The 18,120-nt window shown below is 42.1% G+C and carries 22 protein-coding genes; 4 read left to right on the forward strand and 18 right to left on the reverse strand.

What is annotated here, in order from left to right; all coding sequences use genetic code 11:
* Positions 1–6: 6 nt before the first annotated feature.
* The 5 genes from HNQ84_RS10175 to HNQ84_RS10195 form a co-directional block, all read right to left on the reverse strand.
* Positions 7–1,506 carry a coproporphyrinogen III oxidase gene (locus HNQ84_RS10175; RefSeq protein ID WP_435622041.1) on the reverse strand — a complete coding sequence of 500 codons (1,500 nt, stop codon included), beginning with the start codon at positions 1,504–1,506 and terminating at the stop codon, positions 7–9.
* Between the two features lie 69 nt (positions 1,507–1,575).
* Positions 1,576–2,436, reverse strand: a complete 861-nt coding sequence (locus tag HNQ84_RS10180) for a Cof-type HAD-IIB family hydrolase (protein ID WP_183240673.1) — start codon at positions 2,434–2,436, stop codon at positions 1,576–1,578.
* A gap of 71 nt (positions 2,437–2,507) precedes the next feature.
* Complete coding sequence (locus HNQ84_RS10185) at positions 2,508–2,852, reverse strand: YlbF/YmcA family competence regulator (RefSeq protein ID WP_435622042.1); 345 nt, start codon at positions 2,850–2,852, stop codon at positions 2,508–2,510.
* Positions 2,853–2,914: 62 nt separating this feature from the next.
* On the reverse strand, positions 2,915–4,024 hold the full coding sequence (locus HNQ84_RS10190) for a DUF445 domain-containing protein (protein WP_435622043.1): 1,110 nt from the start codon (positions 4,022–4,024) through the stop codon (positions 2,915–2,917).
* Between the two features lie 40 nt (positions 4,025–4,064).
* Positions 4,065–4,355, reverse strand: coding sequence for a hypothetical protein (locus HNQ84_RS10195; RefSeq protein ID WP_435622044.1), 291 nt, complete (start codon positions 4,353–4,355; stop codon positions 4,065–4,067).
* Positions 4,356–4,455: 100 nt separating this feature from the next.
* On the opposite strand from HNQ84_RS10195, the gene HNQ84_RS10200 reads away from it, so the two are divergent.
* From HNQ84_RS10200 to HNQ84_RS10210, 3 genes are all read left to right on the forward strand, one after another.
* The gene (locus HNQ84_RS10200) at positions 4,456–4,605 is read left to right on the forward strand and encodes a hypothetical protein (protein WP_183240682.1); all 150 of its coding nucleotides are present in this window, start codon (positions 4,456–4,458) and stop codon (positions 4,603–4,605) included.
* Positions 4,606–4,679: 74 nt separating this feature from the next.
* Positions 4,680–5,561, forward strand: coding sequence for a PucR family transcriptional regulator (locus HNQ84_RS10205; RefSeq protein ID WP_435622045.1), 882 nt, complete (start codon positions 4,680–4,682; stop codon positions 5,559–5,561).
* 111 nt (positions 5,562–5,672) lie between these two features.
* Complete coding sequence (locus HNQ84_RS10210; protein WP_435622046.1) at positions 5,673–6,785, forward strand: ABC transporter ATP-binding protein; 1,113 nt, start codon at positions 5,673–5,675, stop codon at positions 6,783–6,785.
* Between the two features lie 30 nt (positions 6,786–6,815).
* Here HNQ84_RS10210 and HNQ84_RS10215 read toward each other — a convergent pair whose 3' ends face one another.
* The gene (locus HNQ84_RS10215; protein ID WP_435622047.1) at positions 6,816–7,058 is read right to left on the reverse strand and encodes a hypothetical protein; all 243 of its coding nucleotides are present in this window, start codon (positions 7,056–7,058) and stop codon (positions 6,816–6,818) included.
* 223 nt (positions 7,059–7,281) lie between these two features.
* Between HNQ84_RS10215 and HNQ84_RS10220 the strand changes: the two genes are divergently transcribed.
* Entirely contained in the window at positions 7,282–7,482 is a 201-nt protein-coding gene (locus HNQ84_RS10220) for an alpha/beta-type small acid-soluble spore protein (RefSeq protein ID WP_003395655.1), read from the forward strand.
* 38 nt (positions 7,483–7,520) lie between these two features.
* Here HNQ84_RS10220 and HNQ84_RS10225 read toward each other — a convergent pair whose 3' ends face one another.
* The 12 genes from HNQ84_RS10225 to HNQ84_RS10280 form a co-directional block, all read right to left on the reverse strand.
* Positions 7,521–8,255, reverse strand: coding sequence for an amino acid ABC transporter ATP-binding protein (locus HNQ84_RS10225; protein ID WP_429631216.1), 735 nt, complete (start codon positions 8,253–8,255; stop codon positions 7,521–7,523).
* A 19-nt stretch (positions 8,256–8,274) separates the two neighbouring features.
* Entirely contained in the window at positions 8,275–8,976 is a 702-nt protein-coding gene (locus tag HNQ84_RS10230; protein WP_435622048.1) for an amino acid ABC transporter permease, read from the reverse strand.
* Complete coding sequence (locus tag HNQ84_RS10235) at positions 8,963–9,745, reverse strand: amino acid ABC transporter substrate-binding protein (RefSeq protein ID WP_183248331.1); 783 nt, start codon at positions 9,743–9,745, stop codon at positions 8,963–8,965. The genes HNQ84_RS10230 and HNQ84_RS10235 overlap by 14 nt, the downstream gene beginning before the upstream one ends.
* A 97-nt stretch (positions 9,746–9,842) precedes the next feature.
* Complete coding sequence (locus HNQ84_RS10240; protein ID WP_183248329.1) at positions 9,843–11,108, reverse strand: hemolysin family protein; 1,266 nt, start codon at positions 11,106–11,108, stop codon at positions 9,843–9,845.
* Positions 11,109–11,385: 277 nt separating this feature from the next.
* The gene (gene thiD, locus HNQ84_RS10245) at positions 11,386–12,174 is read right to left on the reverse strand and encodes a bifunctional hydroxymethylpyrimidine kinase/phosphomethylpyrimidine kinase (RefSeq protein ID WP_435622049.1); all 789 of its coding nucleotides are present in this window, start codon (positions 12,172–12,174) and stop codon (positions 11,386–11,388) included.
* A gap of 5 nt (positions 12,175–12,179) precedes the next feature.
* Positions 12,180–13,196 (reverse strand): MoeB/ThiF family adenylyltransferase, encoded by a 1,017-nt coding sequence (locus tag HNQ84_RS10250; protein WP_435622050.1) that lies wholly within the window; start codon positions 13,194–13,196, stop codon positions 12,180–12,182.
* Positions 13,193–13,963 (reverse strand): thiazole synthase, encoded by a 771-nt coding sequence (locus HNQ84_RS10255; protein WP_435622051.1) that lies wholly within the window; start codon positions 13,961–13,963, stop codon positions 13,193–13,195. Before HNQ84_RS10255 ends, HNQ84_RS10250 begins: the two co-directional genes overlap by 4 nt.
* A gap of 1 nt (position 13,964) precedes the next feature.
* Positions 13,965–14,168: a sulfur carrier protein ThiS gene (thiS, locus tag HNQ84_RS10260; RefSeq protein ID WP_435622052.1), complete on the reverse strand. Its 204-nt coding sequence runs from the start codon at positions 14,166–14,168 to the stop codon at positions 13,965–13,967.
* Positions 14,152–15,273, reverse strand: coding sequence for a glycine oxidase ThiO (thiO, locus tag HNQ84_RS10265; RefSeq protein ID WP_435622053.1), 1,122 nt, complete (start codon positions 15,271–15,273; stop codon positions 14,152–14,154). Before thiO ends, thiS begins: the two co-directional genes overlap by 17 nt.
* Positions 15,261–15,875 (reverse strand): thiazole tautomerase TenI, encoded by a 615-nt coding sequence (gene tenI, locus HNQ84_RS10270; RefSeq protein ID WP_435622054.1) that lies wholly within the window; start codon positions 15,873–15,875, stop codon positions 15,261–15,263. The genes thiO and tenI overlap by 13 nt, the downstream gene beginning before the upstream one ends.
* A gap of 1 nt (position 15,876) precedes the next feature.
* Entirely contained in the window at positions 15,877–16,671 is a 795-nt protein-coding gene (locus HNQ84_RS10275) for an energy-coupling factor transporter transmembrane component T family protein (RefSeq protein WP_435622055.1), read from the reverse strand.
* Positions 16,668–18,119, reverse strand: coding sequence for an ABC transporter ATP-binding protein (locus HNQ84_RS10280; RefSeq protein WP_435622056.1), 1,452 nt, complete (start codon positions 18,117–18,119; stop codon positions 16,668–16,670). The genes HNQ84_RS10275 and HNQ84_RS10280 overlap by 4 nt, the downstream gene beginning before the upstream one ends.
* Position 18,120: the final 1 nt, after the last annotated feature.

Consider the following 18,120-nt stretch of genomic DNA (forward strand, 5'->3'; position numbering starts at 1 on the left):
TCGGGGCTAAAATAATTGTTCCATCATTTTTAACTTTTCGTTCGTGTAATGTTCGTAGTTTTCGTTATACGCTTTCGGCTCTTTCGGGTTAGCAAAATGCGTAATCGCTTTTGTTTCTGGATGCACAAATTTGCTCGATGCCCCACATCCTAACCCGATAATTGACTGTTGCTCTTCCATAATCATAATGTTATAAATGCTTTCTTGACCTGGTAAAGCGTAACCGACGTTTTCTAAATTGCCGAGAATATTTTTTTGGCGATATAAATAATACGGCACATAACCTTTTTCTCTCGTCCACTGTTCCGCTCGCTTCATCATTTCATTAATTTCATCACGATCCGCCACTTTATAATTTTCTTTATTTTTCGTCATCTCAGACGCACGCTTAAACGACAACGTATGCACCGTTAACGACTCCGGCATCAGCTTTTCCGTTTGTGCAAGCGTATAATGAAACTGCTCAACACCTTCTCCAGGTAAGCCGATAATTAAGTCCATATTAATATTGTTCATCCCAGCCTCGCGAGCGAGATGAAATTTTTCAATCGTCTCTTCAACCGTATGATGGCGTCCAATCGCTCGCAACGTTTCTTGAATATATGACTGCGGGTTAATGCTAATACGGTCGATCTTCCATTTTTTCAACACCGCAAGTTTCTCCGATGTAATTGTATCTGGTCTTCCTGCTTCGACTGTAATTTCACGTACGTGCTCAACGTTTGGGAACACGCGATACATGTGCGCATATAATGCATCCATTTCCTCTGCCGTAATGCTCGTTGGTGTGCCGCCACCATAATAAATTGTCGTAATCGGAATGTTGCGCTCTTTCAAAAATCGGCCAATTTGCTCCATTTCGTAATGCAATCCAAACAAAAACGCATCAACGGATCCTTGTTTTCCTTGAATCGCATAGGCTGGGAATGTGCAATATGCACATTTCGTCGGACAAAACGGAATGCCGATATAAATGCTTACTTCGTTCGATAAATCGTAAAGATCTGGCACGACCGCCAACTGACGATCAACAATTTGTTGCATGAGCTGAATTTTTTCATCCGTCACTAAATAATCTTCGCGCAACTGACGATGTGCTTCTTCTTTTGTTAAGCCGGAGCGCAATTTTTGATGGAGTAACTTCACCGGACGAACACCTGTCAAAATACCCCATTTTTGAATGGAATTTGTATATTGCTGCATAAGTGATAAATATATATATGAAACCGCATGTTTCATTTGCTTCATGCGCCCTTTTTCTTCTTCTGTTTTCCACAATCGTTCGTAACGAGCTTCATACGTGCCACCGTGTTCATCTTGCAACGTACCAACAACGACGAGCTGCTCGTTCTCATGTACAGCAATCTTCACACGCACGTTTGCTTCTTCTGTCGATACGAAAGAGAGCGTTTGCTCTTCAAAAAATAAACCGGTAATGACCTCAAGTGAGCGTTGAAAACGTTCAACTCGATCAAGTCCGCAAATGTCAATACGCAATGAAATCACCTTTCGCCTCAAAATATTAAACTCACTTAAGTGTACAGAAGAAGCGAAAAGCTCGTCAAGAAACGGAAATTATTTTTTCTCTATTGTACGAATTTGCCGTAAAAACTGAGGACGATGTTGTTTGCGGAAATGTTCTTTAATCATGTATGCGACACCCAGTTGTTCGTTTGAACGTGTCACCCAATCGGCAATAGCTTTGACTTCTTTCGGAGCATTGCCCATTGCAACACCAAGCCCAGCTGCTTCAATAGCTGGCATATCATCCAAATGATCTCCGATAACGACCATTTCTTTTAATGAAATGCCGAGTTCGTTTCCGAGACGAATTAACCCGTTTAGTTTTGAAACGTTTTTTGGCAGTAATTCGATTTTTCCATCACTAACGCTGAGAGAAACATCCGGAAACGCACCCTCGATCGTTTCAACAATTTCATCACATTCGTCTTCATTTGAGTAAAACACATCGATTTTCATTACATCAATCGGATCATCGCGCAACACATCACTTAACGAGTCAACAAATTGTGCTGGATAAAAAAATGGATCCCCTAAAATCGTTTTCGCAATCATGTTGTTTTTTATTTTTTTGCGATTTCCGATCGAATACCGTTCGTGAAGCAACCGAACGTTGCAGTTGAAATGCTCAAGCACGTGTACAATATCGAACGTTTTTTGTGCTGGAATAACCGACTCATATAACTTTTCTTCTAATGATTTCGCAACGAGCGCCCCTTGAAACGTCACTAAATATGAATCTAACTTCAGCGCTTTCGCTACTTTTTTCGCTGATAAAAAGTTTCTTGACGTGAGCAACGTAATATATACATCCTTTTTCTTCACAAAGTCGATTGCTTCTTTCGTTTTTTTCTCTAATTTCCCATTTTGTTTTAATAATGTTCCATCAATATTTAGTGCAAGTAATTTATACATGAACGTCCCCCCTCGATGTCGTGGCTTCATTCATACGTATGACAAGGGTATAAAAAAAAGAACACCCATTTTTATGAGTGTCCGTCATATAGCTGTTCAATTGGCTGAATCATTGCAGTCATCGCTTGGGCGAACAACTCGTTTAAACGTTCTTCGGCATGAATGAGTCGTGCTATGTTTTCATTCATCTCAATGACGTGCAAATGTTGTTGGAGCAACTCCATATCCGCATCGCTTACTGGCAATCCACTTATTTGCTTTTGTTGCAATTGTTTTTGTAACGTACGAAATCTAGCAAATAATTGGTGCGCAGTCGGATCGCGCTGCACTTGCTCATACGCGCGACGAAGCTCTGCAAATGGTTCGCTTGTACGGATCGCTTCCGAAAGTTCATAAATAGCTTGAAGGACGTCCATGGGACACGCTCCTCTCATTTTCCCTTTCTTTTTACACTATGAGCGAAACGGCCACTATATGTCTACAGTTGAACGAAAAACGTGATACAACCTTGAACGAGCCCGATAATCCCACCTAACAAAGCACCTAAATATGTAATCATTTTAAATTCACGACGCGAAATCGTTAAAATCATTTCCTCCAGCCGTTCAACTGAAAACGATGCGACTTCTTCACGCACGACATCTTGCAAATGAAGGCGTTTCATCCATTGCTCGATGCGTTCGGAAGCAAATTGTAAAAGAAAACGAACGAACGTCGGCAATGAGTCACGTACATAAGGGGCAACAAGTACACCAAGCGGTTTTTGGAGTGGCTCTTGTACAATTGCTACTGTAAACCGTTTCACCCATGCGACAACTTTTTCTTGATCGATGATTTGCTCCACCTCATGTATGCGCATCTTCTTCACTTTTTCCCATTCGTTGTTGAATAGTTGTACAAGCAGTTGTTTCGCCCCATCGCTTTGTAAAAATTTCACGATTTCCGGGCGAATTTTTTCCGCCAAACTAACGTTACCAAGAAACATTTGAAGCATATTACCAAGCATGCCGCGACTTTGTAAAAATTCATTGATCATATGTTCAATTTGACGCTCTCCTTGCTCGCTCTCTACATACGTGCGCAAACGGAGCAATAAACGATCGACGATAGAAGGAATAGCATGATCTACTTTTTGCAATAACTCACTTGGAATGATTTCATCAAGCGGACGTTGCCGATATTGCGACATCAACGTTTTATATTTTGCTTCTATCCATGTTTCCACAATTTGTTCAGGATAGCTCAAACCGAACTGCTCAAGCCATTGTTTAACAGTCCGATCTGATTGCAGCCATTTTTCTACTTCTTCTTGTACATAGTTCGTCATATCTTGAACGAACGATTGATCGTTTAATTTTCGACGCAATCCTTCGGCTGTTAATAAATGTTCCACAACCATGCGCCCAAGTTGCTCCGCTAGTTCCTCTCTTCGCTTTGGAATAAGCCCGGGCGTAAACGGTAGTCTTTTTCCTGCGATATAAATTGGACGATACGGTCGAAAGAGCATTTTAATCGCAAGAGAATTTGTCATTCCTCCAATAAATGCCCCGACCACGATCATAAATAATAAATAAAGAAAAAGCCCCATAACGATCTCCCTTCTGCCAATAAGCTATTCTAACCATTCATTATAGGGCTTGTCCGTTATGAGCGCAAATATGTGATAACTGTTTATGCAACTGTTTTAAACATTTACATAACAATAGACGAAACACTTCTCGCTCCGTCGCATGTTCAGATGCAAACCATGCTTCTTTATATATATTCATTTTCTCAAATTGGTGTCGCCAATCATCTTTTGTCTCTTTCTTTTCTCTATCCCATTCCTTTCCGATGTGCAATACATATAAATAACGAATAAGTATTTCTTCTTCTTTATCTAAATGGTAATTCATTAATGTGTGTAAAAACTGAACCATCATTCCTCTCACCTCTCGTCATGAATATATGTGAATACGAAGTGAATAATGCATACTTTTTTCTCGTTCATACAAAATAACGAATAAGGGGGCATGTATAATGAAAGAACGCGATAATTATGAATGGGATATTGATCGAATGATTAACGAGGGCATGGCGGGAGGTTATGTATATTCATGCCATCACGCAACAAATATTGAAGAAGCACGCGATGTTCAAGCGGAACAACCACCACATGAAGTAAGATGAAGCGGCGAGCATTTTCTCGTCGCTTTTTGTATAATGAAAATGGGCGTGGTGGGAGACGAAAGGAATGGACATACATGCTAGAAAAATTGCGAGCATATTATCAAGATGCGTTTGTTGAATATGGACAAGCGAACAAACGAGATGAGTACGAGTGGTTCGCTACAGAACATGGTGAGCTTTTCGGCATCAAAAAAGAAGTGCTCACACCAAAAGAACATGCGCTATTAGCAACATTATTTACACCGCATGAATCGTTGACTACTTGGATGAACAAACAACAACAAGCATGGTATCGTTTTTTGATCCAAGGTGATGAACGTGCTTTTGACCAATTACCTACTTCGACATATACACGATTTATTTACTTTTACATACAAAAAGGAACAGTAGACACGCATGATTTTATGGAAGCCATTCAATCGCTTTTTCCTTATGACGTGACGATCATTTCCGAAACAGAACAACAATGGATGATCATTGAGCAACAAGAAGAGAGCGTTGCCTCTACCCTTCACGAATGGATTGATACGTTATGTAGCGATTTTTACATTCAGTTGCGAGCATATATTGGACAAAAATGCCCACACTCACTGGCGCTTGCGCATGTATTTGCGGCAGAAAAGCGATATTTTCACATCGGGCTGAAACATACCCCTGCCCAACGCGTCTACTGCATTGAAGACGTCTTCCCTCTTTTGTTCATTAGCGGTGAGGAGATGACATATGCAACGATGTTTTTACAGACGTTCAAACAAGAGCACGACATGTTAAGAACGATGAAAACGTTTTTTGAATGCAATTTAAACGTCTCACTGGCGGCGAAAAAACTTCATATGCACCGCAACAGTTTGCAATATCGCATCGATAAGTTTATTGAGAAAACAGGCATTGATATGAAACAGTTTAAAGGGGCGCTGACTGTTTATTTAGCCATTTTGCTTCATGAACACAACTAGGCACATTGCACGAAAACGTTTTCTTTTTTTGTGCACGTTGTCCATTTACGTGTCGTTCGTTTTTATATATGCTTGAATCAAATGAAATCGATTACATGAGGAGGCATATATATGGCTGAGCTTCGTTTAGAACATGTGTATAAAATTTATGACAACAACGTAACAGCTGTAAAAGACTTTAACTTGCACATTAAAGATAAAGAATTTATCGTTTTCGTCGGTCCATCAGGTTGCGGAAAATCAACAACACTCCGAATGATCGCAGGACTTGAAGAAATTTCAAAAGGCGATTTTTATATTGACGGGAAACGAATGAATGACGTTGCGCCAAAAGATCGCGACATTGCGATGGTGTTCCAAAACTACGCGCTCTATCCACATATGAGCGTATATGACAACATGGCGTTTGGATTAAAATTACGCAAGTTCCCAAAAGATGAAATTGATCGTCGCGTTCGCGAAGCCGCGCGCATTCTCGGTCTTGAGCAATATTTAGATCGCAAGCCGAAAGCATTATCTGGCGGTCAGCGTCAGCGCGTTGCATTAGGACGTGCGATTGTACGGGATGCAAAAGTGTTTTTAATGGACGAACCTCTTTCCAACTTAGATGCCAAATTGCGTGTCCAAATGCGCGCAGAGATCGCAAAACTTCACCAACGTTTAGGCACAACAACCATTTATGTTACACACGATCAAACGGAAGCAATGACGATGGCAACGCGCCTTGTCGTTATGAAAGACGGAGTCATTCAACAAGTCGGTACGCCAAAAGAAGTGTATGAAAAACCAGAAAATATTTTCGTCGGTGGATTTATCGGTTCACCAGCGATGAATTTCTTGCGAGGGATTCTACAAGACGGTGTATTCGTTATCGGCGATGTGAAAATTGCCGTGCCAGAAGGAAAAATGAAAGTGCTTCGCGAGCAAGGTTACGTTGGAAAAGAAGTCATTTTAGGTATTCGTCCAGAAGACTTCCACGACGAGCCTGTATTTCTTGAAGCATCACAAAACACAAAAGTGAGTGCCCATGTCGAAGTCGCAGAATTGCTTGGTGCAGAAATTATGGTATATTCGCAAATTAACGGTCAAGAATTTGTTGCGCGCGTCGATGCACGCACAGACGTCAAAGCAGGTCAAACAATCGACCTTGCGTTAGATATGAATAAAGCCCATTTCTTCGACGTCAACACAGAATTGCGCATTCGTTCAAATAACGAGAAATAAATGGAAAAGCCCGTTCGCTTGAGCGGGCTTTTATTCTTGAATGAATTGAACGATATCGTCATCACAACGATCGCAATGAAACAAATGAACACAAATGTGCCATTTTCTCGTTTCGGCATATCCATCAACCATTTTCATCATATCTGCATCCATATACGGACTGTAATCATCGAAATAATCCGTTAATTTTCCTTCGTCTTTTAATTTTTCCCCACATTGATCACAATAAAAAACGATTGTCCGCAAACCGTTGCATAACGGACAAATGTCCATGTTCATCCCTCACTTTGTTATTTTCCATTATCTTTCCCGCTTCACAAAAAATTACCACATAAAAAAAAGAATAATAACATGTTTTTTCCCCAAAATAGTAGTACAAGCAAGCAAACAACATTCGATGGGTTAAGCCAAGTTTGGCAGCGTGAAAACATCACGCGTTGCTGGTGCAAATCCAGCTAACCCAACCATAAAAAATGTAACGAGGAGATGATTGAATATGGCAAACACAAATCAATTATTAGTATACGGTGCACAACAAGCAATCGATCAAATGAAATATGAAATCGCTCAAGAATTTGGTGTAAACCTTGGACCAGATGCAACATCACGCGCAAACGGTTCAGTTGGTGGCGAAATTACAAAACGTCTTGTTGCAATGGCGCAACAACAATTAGGTGGATCTTACACAACTAAATAACATGGCTGAAAAACCCCCAAGCACTTCGCTTGGGGGTTTTACTGAATTCGTTGCAAAAACTGTCGTGTCCGTTCGTGTGTCGGATTCGTAAATAGTTGCTCTGGATGACCGCGCTCAATCATCATCCCTTCATCAAAAAAGATGACTTCATCAGCCACTTCGCGCGCAAAGCGCATTTCATGCGTCACAACGACCATCGTCATTCCTTCGTTCGCTAAATCTTTCATCACTTTTAACACTTCACCAACAAGTTCTGGATCTAATGCTGAAGTCGGTTCATCAAATAATAATACTTTCGGTTCCATCGCAAGCGCTCGCGCAATACCGACGCGTTGTTGTTGCCCACCTGATAGTTGAAACGGATACATATGCATTTGATCTTTTAATCCGACTTTCATAAGCAATTGTTCAGCTTTTTCTTTCGCTTCATGTTTTTTTAGCCGTTTTACCGTAATGGGCCCTTCCATCACATTTTCAAGCGCAGTCATATGCGGAAATAAGTTATACGCTTGAAACACCATTCCTGTCAATCGACGAAAGCGAATCATTTCTTTTTTCGAGGGCTTCGTTGTAAATTGAAGTTGCTCGTCATCAATCGTCAACGTCCCTTCATCAGGTATTTCTAATACGTTTAAACAACGTAACAACGTCGTTTTTCCTGATCCCGATGGACCGATAATGACAACGACTTCTCCCTTTTTTACCGTTAAATGAACACCTTTTAACACTTCATGATTTCCAAACGTTTTGCGCAATCCTTCAACAACTAACATCGCAGCTCTCCTTATCCATTTATCGAACAACATAGCGGCTTAAGCGTTTTTCCATGCTCCCTTGAACGATGGAAAGGAAAAAACAAATGACCCAATAAATGAGCGCAGCTTCTGTATAAAGTAATAAAAACTCATAATTTGTTGCTGCAATTTCTTGCGCCTTGCGAAACATTTCCGCCACAAGAATGAGCGAAGCAAGAGACGTATCCTTGACTAAGCTAATAAATGTATTTGATAACGGTGGAACAGATACGCGCGCAGCTTGCGGCAAAATAATGCGACGTAAAGTCTGGACATCGTCCATTCCAAGTGAATACGCAGCTTCCCATTGACCTTTTGGAATCGATAAAATGGCAGCTCGAATAATCTCCGATGCATATGCCCCGACATTTAATGAAAAGCCAATGATAGCAGCTGGCAACGGATCAATTGTTATTCCGATCGTCGGCAAGCCGTAAAAAATAATGAACAATTGCACAAGAAGTGGCGTACCGCGAATAGCAGACACATACGCACGCGCCGTCCACTGCAACAATTTCATGCTCGATAGCCGAGCTAAAGCCGTTAACAACGCGATCGCTAATCCAATGACAAATGTAACTACTGACAACGGAATCGTATATAGTAAAGCACCCTTCACCAATGGGAGAAGGGAACTTTCAGCAATATTCGTCAATCTTTCTAACCGTTCTGGATCGATTAACATATTATTTAGATACATCTTCACCAAACCACTTTTCTGAAATTTTTGCGTACGTGCCATCTTCCATCATGTCTTTTAACGCTTTATTTACAGCTTCAACAAGCGTGTCGCTTCCCTTGCGAAACATCAAACCGCTTTGAGAAGCATCGTCGTGTGTGGCGACAATTTGAATCGGTGCATTCGGTTTTTGTTTGAGAAAATCAAGTACAGATAATTTATCGTTAATCGTTGCATCTACTCGTTTGGAACTTAACAATTCAATCGCTTGGTTAAATCCTTCTACTCCTACAACTTCTGCTCCATATGAGCGAGCTAAATCGGCATAGTTACTCGTCATCGATTGCGCTGCTTTTTTTCCTTTCAGATCATCAAACGACTTCAATTGTTGATTTTCTTTATGGACGACAAGAACAGCTGCTGACGTAATATATGGATCGGAAAAATCGTATTTTTCTTGACGATCTGGACGAATGCCCACTTGGTTTGCAACCATATCAAAACGTTTCGCATCTAAACCAGCAAACATCGCATCCCATTGCGTTTCTACAAACACCGGTTTTACACCGAGACGTTTCGCTACTTCTTTGGCAATTTCCACATCAAATCCTGTTAACTCGCCTGTTTCATCATGAAATGTAAATGGCGGATACGTTCCTTCCGTGCCGATTTTCAATTCCCCTTTTTCTTTGATTTGAGCAAATAAGTCATTTTCTTTTTCGTTTTGACCGCACCCTGCAAGCAATCCCCCGATCACTAGCAATGCGATCAACAAAAACCACTTTTGCATCACACTAACCCCCATTATTCTTATCGGTTTTTACGCCTATTAAGCGTAATAGAAGTTTGATCAGATGTCAATAAAAAAAGGAGCAATCGCTCCTTTTTTATACATTTTCCATAATTGGCTCTCGAATGCGAACGAGCACTTTTCGAATGCGCCGATTTTCAACTTGACGAACGGTGACTGTTAATGACTCATATTCAAACGACTCACCAACGGTAGGGATGCGTTCAAACATTTCAAACACCCAGCCGCCGAGCGTATGGGAAGAACTTTCTAACTCATCAATGCCTAAAATGTCGCAAAACTCATCAAGCGGTAATTCTGCATTAAATTCATATTCGTAATCATTAATTTTTTGGAATGTTTTTACCGCTTCATCATGTTCATCCCATATTTCTCCAACAATCTGTTCTAAAATATCTTCTAACGTAATTAACCCAGATGTACCGCCAAACTCATCGATAACAATTGCCATATGCACTTTGCTTTTTTGTAATTCAGGCAATAACGTGGATATACGCATCGACTCAACGACAAATAGCGGCGTACGCAACAATTGGCGGACGTTTACTTCTTTTCCTTGCACAAGTTGACTGAAAAAGTCGCTTTCCGATAAAATACCGATGACGTTATCAATGTCCCCTTCGTATACCGGAACGCGCGAATATCGTTCACGTAAAAAAATGTCCCGAATTTCTTCGATGGGTTGATTCACTTCTACTGCAACCATATCAATGCGCGGTGTGAAAATTTCACCAACTAAAATATCGTTAAAATCGAGCGAACGATGAACAAGTTCTTTCTCTTTATTATCTATTACCCCTTCTTCTTCACTTAAGTTCACCATCACTTTAATTTCTTCTTCTGTGACAGAAGGAACATCGGATTGATGACCAACGAGTTTCGAGACAAGTTTTTTTAACATGACAAGCAACGCTGTAACGGGAGTAAATAGTTGAATTAACATATACAGCACATCGGAAATAAGGAGCGAAAATGACTCCGCATGTTCTTTCGCCAACGACTTAGGTAACACTTCGCCAAAAATTAAAATTAAAATCGTCATGCCAACCGTACTAACAACAAGACCTGTGCTGCCACCAAACAAATCTGTTGCCACTTTTGCTGAAATAGAAGCCGCAGCAATGTTCACGATATTATTTCCGACTAAAATAGTAGAGAGGGCTTGGTCGAAGTTTTCTGCAATATATAATGCTTTTTTACTTCCGTGCCGTTTTTCATCCACATAATTTTTCAAACGAATTTTATTCACGCTCGAAAATGCTGTTTCTGAAGCTGAAAAAAAAGCGGATAATAAAATTAAAACAATGAGTAAAAAAACTAAACTCAGAGGCAAATCTCCCAATGAACATTCACGCTCCTAATCAAATTAATGGTCATGATTAATATATACGTTAATCATACCAAATTTAACTGAAAAAGAAAACGACTGCGCAATCTGCACAGTCGCTCTTATGACTCGATCAACGTTGTACCGATAAAAAAAGTTAAAAGCAATACGTACGTAATATTTAACGTAATCGAAAGTTCTTCCACTTATCCGTCCCCTCCATCAATATATTCCCCATTTTTATTTTAACAATGGTAGGAACGATTTTGTTTGTCAATGATGTGAACATTTTTTACTCATGAAACGCCCAATGATTCGTCGGACCATGCCCGCTGCCAATTTGCAACGTCTGTTCAACAGCGGCTTGAATGAAACGTTTCGCCACATCTACTGCTTCATATATTGTTTTTCCTTTTGCAAGTTGTGCTGTAATCGCTGCGGCAAATGTGCAGCCGGTTCCATGCGTATGTTTTGTATCGATCCGCTTGCTTTTCCATTCATAAAATTGTTCTCCGTCGTATAAAAGGTCGACAAGTTCATTTCCTTCTCCATGTCCCCCCTTCATAACAACGTACCGAACGCCCATGTCATGAAGCTTTTTCGCTGCTTCTTTTCGTTCTTCTACCGTTTCAATTCGCATATTTGTCAATACTTCCGCTTCTGGAATATTCGGCGTTAATACGTAAGCAAGCGGCAGCAGATGACGTTGCAACGCTTCCACCGCTTCTTGTTTCAACAGCGGTGCCCCGCCTTTTGCGATCATGACGGGATCGACGACAACGCGCGTCCATTTGTATTGCTTCATTTTGTGAGCAACTAATTCGATAATCTCATGGCTAAATAACATGCCTGTTTTCACTGCATGCGGCGATAAATCGACCGCAACGGAATCGATTTGTCGTTCAACCGCCTCAACAGAAAGCGGGTATACTCCTTGTACACCGAGCGTATTTTGTGCAGTTACCGCAGTAATGGCTGACATGCCAAACACATGTAATTGATGGAATGTTTTTAAATCCGCTTGAATGCCAGCACCCCCGCCACTATCTGAACCAGCAATCGTCAACGCTTTATATACCATGCTTTTCACCCCAAATATTGATAATATAGCCGCTTAGCTTCTTGAACGTCATTTGTTCCATGGATAAATACACGTCCATCTGAAAAGACGACAAAACGATGTGGATGAATTGTAAATGAAAGTAAATATTCATTTTGTTCAACGCGAATTCCTTGTTGTTGTAAAAAGGACATGAGCCTTGTCCACTCTCGCTCTCTGCGCTGGACAGGACGAATTTGTACCGTCTCTCGTCCGCACAATACCGCAAATTTCGTTTCATTTTCGTATTGGAGAGCTGGATAAGTTCTTGTTTCACCACACGATGGACAATTATCTTTTTTTAACTTTTGCACATCGATCATCCGATATTGTCCGTTCCATATATCAAACGAAACGAGCTTGCGATTGACGGGAGCATGCACGCATATTTTTAACGCTTCAGCCGTTTGATGCGCAACAACCATATGAACGACAGGACTAATAATCCCAGCGGTATCGCACGTCGCAACACCAAGCGGCACTTCTTCAAGCAAACAGCGTAAACACGGCGTTTCATTCGGGATAATGACGTAGCTTAATCCATAGCTTCCGACACATGCCCCATAAATCCACGGCACATCATACTTTTGTGAAATATCGTTAATGATCATACGCACATCGAAATTGTCGGTACTATCAATAATCACATCCGGTCGCTCACATGCAACGAGATGGTCAAGTACACGTGCATCTGCATCGGCGACGATCGGTTCAACGACTACATCGCTATTGATTTCTTGCAAATGAACCGAAGCCGCGATCGCTTTCGGCAATCGTTTCGTCGCATCGTCTTCCGTATATAGCTGTTGGCGCTGTAAATTGCTCCATTCGACATAATCGCGGTCAACAATCGTTACTTTTCCAACCCCTGCACGTACAAGCGTCTCCGCATTTGCTGCCCCAAGCGCTCCAGCACCGATAATGAGCACATGTTTTTTACGAATGTATTGTTGTCCTTTTTCTCCGATTGGCGCGAACAATTGTTGACGTGAGTAGCGATTCATGAAACGATGCTCATCCCCTCAATTGGACTGCTCGCTGTAGCATACCGCTTTTTCGGAATGCGCCCTGCTTCATATCCTAGCCGCCCCGCTTCAATCGCCAGTTTCATCGCTTTCGCCATTTTTACCGGATCTTTCGCAGAAGCAACCGCTGTATTTAACAATACCCCATCAGCACCTAACTCCATCGCTAACGCGGCATCAGCTGGACCACCAATGCCTGCATCAATAATGACAGGAACGGTTGCTTGTTCAATAATAAATTGAATGTTTAACGGATTGATAATTCCTTGCCCGGATCCGATCGGTGATGCCCCAGGCATAATTGCATGACAACCGAGCTGTTGTAGTCGTTTCGCTAGCACGACATCATCCGACGTATACGGTAAAACAATAAATCCTTCTTCTAGCAACATCTCCGTTGCTTTTAACGTCTCGATTGGATCAGGCAACAACGTTTGATCGCACCCGATCACTTCCACTTTCACCATGTCGCAAAGTCCAGATGCTTTCGCTAAACGAGCGATGCGCACCGCTTCTTCCGCCGTTTTTGCCCCCGCTGTATTCGGTAGCAATTTATATTTCGTTACATCGATTTTTTCTAAAAAATTCGGTTGATCAGGCGCAAAAATGTTCATTCTCCGAACGGCAAACGTTAAAATTTGTGCTCCTGACGCTTCAACCGCTTCTTTTTGAATATCGATGTTCGGAAATTTCCCTGTCCCAAGCAGTAAACGAGATTGAAATGTATACGGTCCGATTTGTAACATATTATCCTCCCCCTACAAAATGAACGATTTCAATACGATCACCATCTGCAATGGCTGTATGTTCATATTTCTCTTTCATAATAATGTTCGCATTGATTTCAACGATCGCGATCTTTTCATGAATACGAAAATATTGTAACAGTTGAGCGACAGTACGAATGTGAGTTGGCAAGTCAATCATCTCACCGTTAATGATGCAACGCATGCCCCTCCCCCTTTCTTATGAGCGAAAACGGTGTCATATCAAATGGAACTTCTTTTCCTTCTAGCATATCGCTCACGCATCGGCCTGTGATGGCGCTTAATAAAATGCCGTTTCGATAATGTCCCGTCACAACGAATACGTTTTCATATTGTGGATGCTCCCCGATATAAGGCATGCCATCTTTTGTTTGTGGGCGAATGCCTGCCCAAGCTTTCTCAAATGTGGCATGAGCGATGTCTGGAACGATTTGCATCGCACGCGCTAGTAAATGATGCACGCTACTTGCTTGCACCGTTTTCGTAAACGAATCGGCAATTGCGCTAGCCCCGATGACAAGGCGATTGTTTGCTTTCGGAACGATATAACAGCCGTTTTTTGCAAATACAGTCGTCCGCAAAAGCGGTGTTTCCGTCGTGACAGCGATGCACTCTCCTTTTACAGGATACATATGTAGCGATAATTGTAATTTTTCTGCGAAAGCGGACGTCCATGCTCCGCAAGCGATGACAATATGTTCCGCATGTAGCGTGCCGCTCGTTGTTTTCACTCCCGTTACACGCTCACCGTCGAAAACAACGTCATACGCTTCCGTATACGGTAAAAAGGTTGCGCCTTTTGCCATCGCTGCACGCGCGAAAGCAACGGAAAGCTGTTTGGCATCGACTTGTTGATCGATCGTATACATCGCTCCGTATTCACTTCGTACGTGCGGTTCGAGTTGGGTCACGTCATCGGACGTTAGCCAACGAACGTGTTGCGGTTGAATACGCCCCCAAAATTCATAATGTTCCGTCAATTGTCGGTGCTCTTCCGCCGTCGTCGCCATTTTTAACATGCCTGCTTCATTCCATCCGACAGCGATGTTTGTTAACTGTTGTAACTCAGCGATAACGTTTGGAAATGCCGCTTGACTTGCTAAAGCAAGCGGAATGAGCGGATGATCTGTCGAAAACTCAGAGTGCGCACCGAGCATGCCGGCTGCCGCCGACGATGCTTCTTGTGCCAATTCTCCTCGTTCAATAACAACAACGTGTGCTCCTCTTTTTGCTAACTCAAAAGCAATGCTACTGCCAATAATGCCTCCGCCAACAATTAAAACGTCCATGTCTCTTCCCCCATTTGCTCTCGATATAACTGAACGGTCGATAACGGATGATCGGCATAATATACTGTCGACATAACCGCAATCCCCGTTGCCCCAGCCGTTAACACATCGCGAACGTGCATAGGCTTAATGCCCCCAATTGCAACAACAGGAATGTGCACACTACATGCTAACTCCTGCAAAGAGGTAAGCCCGCGCGGCTTTATTCCTTCTTTACAGTTCGTCTCGTATATATGACCGAAAATGACGTAATCGGCTCCTTCGTTTTCCGCTTGTTTCGCTTCTGCAAACGTATGAACAGATTGACCGACGCGCAAAAACGGAAACCGTTCTTTAATTTGTTTTACCGACAAACTATGATAGGCGAGCTGAACGCCGCCAACGCCATAAACGACAGCGACGTCCACCCGATCATTGACGACAATTTTTTGCGCCGGCACACTTGCTTCAAGCAATTTTTCCACGATGATGCCAACCTCTTTTGCCGCACGATGTTTTTCGCGAACATGAATGTAATCGACATATGAATGAACGAGCGATGAAATATGAACAAATGTTTCTATCGACTGATTGCCTGTTGAAATGAGATGAAGTTCTTTCATCTTACCGCACATCCTTGATCGCGACGTACGGAAACGCACCTGCCATGTAATAGCCAACAGCGACAATGACACACATGACGACAAATAAATACACATCATATTTTCCGAGCGTCACTTCATAATAAAACGTCCGTGTCCGCTCACTCGTAAACCCTTTTGCTTCCATCGCCACCGCAATACGTTGGGCGCGACGAATGCTTTGCGATAAAAGCGGAATCGCATACCGTTTCACGAGTTCAAGTTTGCCGCGAAATCCTTTCGCTTTTGCCGCTCGCCGCACTTTTAACGCTTGATGTACCGTTTGAAATTCTTCTAACATGATCGGTAATAAACGAACAGCTGCTAAAAAACTATACGCATATTTTGGTTTCAATTTCGCTTGTTGCATGAGTGAATAAAATAAAAGAACGGGCTTTGTCGTGAGCGCAAACATTAACCCAAAAATCGCAAACAAAAGCGTACGAAATCCGAGATGAACACCGCGATAAAAACTTTCTTCTGTAATATGAACAAGCCCCCAGCGAAACCACGTCGTCTCTCCCTTTCCAAACAAAATCATCGACGACGACGTAGAAATGAAAATAAATAAAAACGGGACGAAAAATAAAAGTACATGCTTCATCCGATAACCGCTAAACAACATAAATAACGCGATAAACCCAATCGTCCAATTGATGAGCACATTCGGATTATGGACAAAAACAATCACAACAAACATCGGCAAAAATAACAATAATTTCGCTGTCGGATTTGTTTGATGCAACCATGTTTCTTTATATTCGATATTCCATCTCATCCCATTCCACCTCGCACCAACATACGAGGAGCGATCGGTTCATCAGCAACAAGCTTTCCGTTGTCAATAACCCATCGTCTCGTTGCAAATTGGGACACGATGCGCTCATCGTGCGTCACCATGACAATCGCCTTTCCTTGTTGTCGATACGCTTCAAGCCATTCGAGCAACGCAAACGTATTTTTTGCATCTTGCCCGAACGTCGGTTCATCAAGAAGCAATATGCGATGACGCTCCGTTACTGAAGCGGCAACACTTAGTCGCCGCTTTTGCCCCATTGACAATTGATATGGATGCAAATGCCGTTGCGCGCTTAAATGAAAGCGCTCAAGCAATCGCTCGACTTCCTCAGCTACTTCATGCTCTGAACGTTTTTCAAGACGAAGCGAATAAGCTAGCTCATCATCAACACGATTTGCGATAAATTGAAATTCTGGGTTTTGAAAAACAAAGGCAATGTGATCATACAACAACTCGGCATTTGTTAACGGCTGTTGTTGCCAGTATATATCGCCTTCTGTTCGAATGAGTTTCATCAAGCTTTGTAGCAACGTACTTTTGCCGGCGCCGTTTTCACCTGTAATCGCAATCCATTCGCCCGCATAAATCTTTAACTCGTCGACCGCTATTTTTTCTTCTTTTTGTCGAAAACCGCGGAGCGATTGTACATGTAACAGAACATCCGCCTGCACATAAGGTTGTTGCGCCGTTTTTGGCTTTTCATACGTTTCCCACACGTTCGGATACCAAACGCCTTGTTCAGCAATAAACGAACGATACGTTGAAAAAATTTCATTCGTTGAACCGTCAGCGATAATCTCACCATGTTCATTAAATAAAATGATGCGTTCAACAAAATCAAGAACATGATCAATTTTATGTTCGACGATCACAACCGTTCGGTCCTCCGCCACTTCTTTTAACGTTTCCCATACCGTTTTTGTGCCTTCTTCATCAAGAAGTGCTGTCGGTTCGTCTAAACATAGCACATCAGGTTCAAGCGCTAAAACCGATGCAATCGCCAATCGCTGTTTCATTCCACCTGATAACGTTTGAATCGGCACATGAACGTGTGGAAGGCGAAGGCGCACACGTTGAAGCATGTGCGCGATTTTTTCTTTCATCTCCGCACGAGGCACACCGAGATTTTCGAGCACAAACGCCATTTCTTCATCAACATACGGCATGCAAAACTGCGCATCGGGATCTTGAAATACATAACCTACACGATTTGGAATGTGAAGCGCTTTTGCTTTCATCGGCACATCGATCGAGCGCGGAATAATGCCTGCCATCACTTGCAAAAGCGTGGACTTTCCGCACCCTGACGGACCTAAAAGTAACACTTTTTCTCCTTTTTTAATCGAAAGCGATACATCGGTAAATAACCGCTTTTCTGCCCCCGGAAATTTTAATCGCAATTGTTCGATATGAATCAATGACGTCACC

Origin of the sequence: Anoxybacillus eryuanensis (assembly GCF_051200995.1) — a bacterium.
Classification (GTDB): domain Bacteria; phylum Bacillota; class Bacilli; order Bacillales; family Anoxybacillaceae; genus Anoxybacillus; species Anoxybacillus tengchongensis.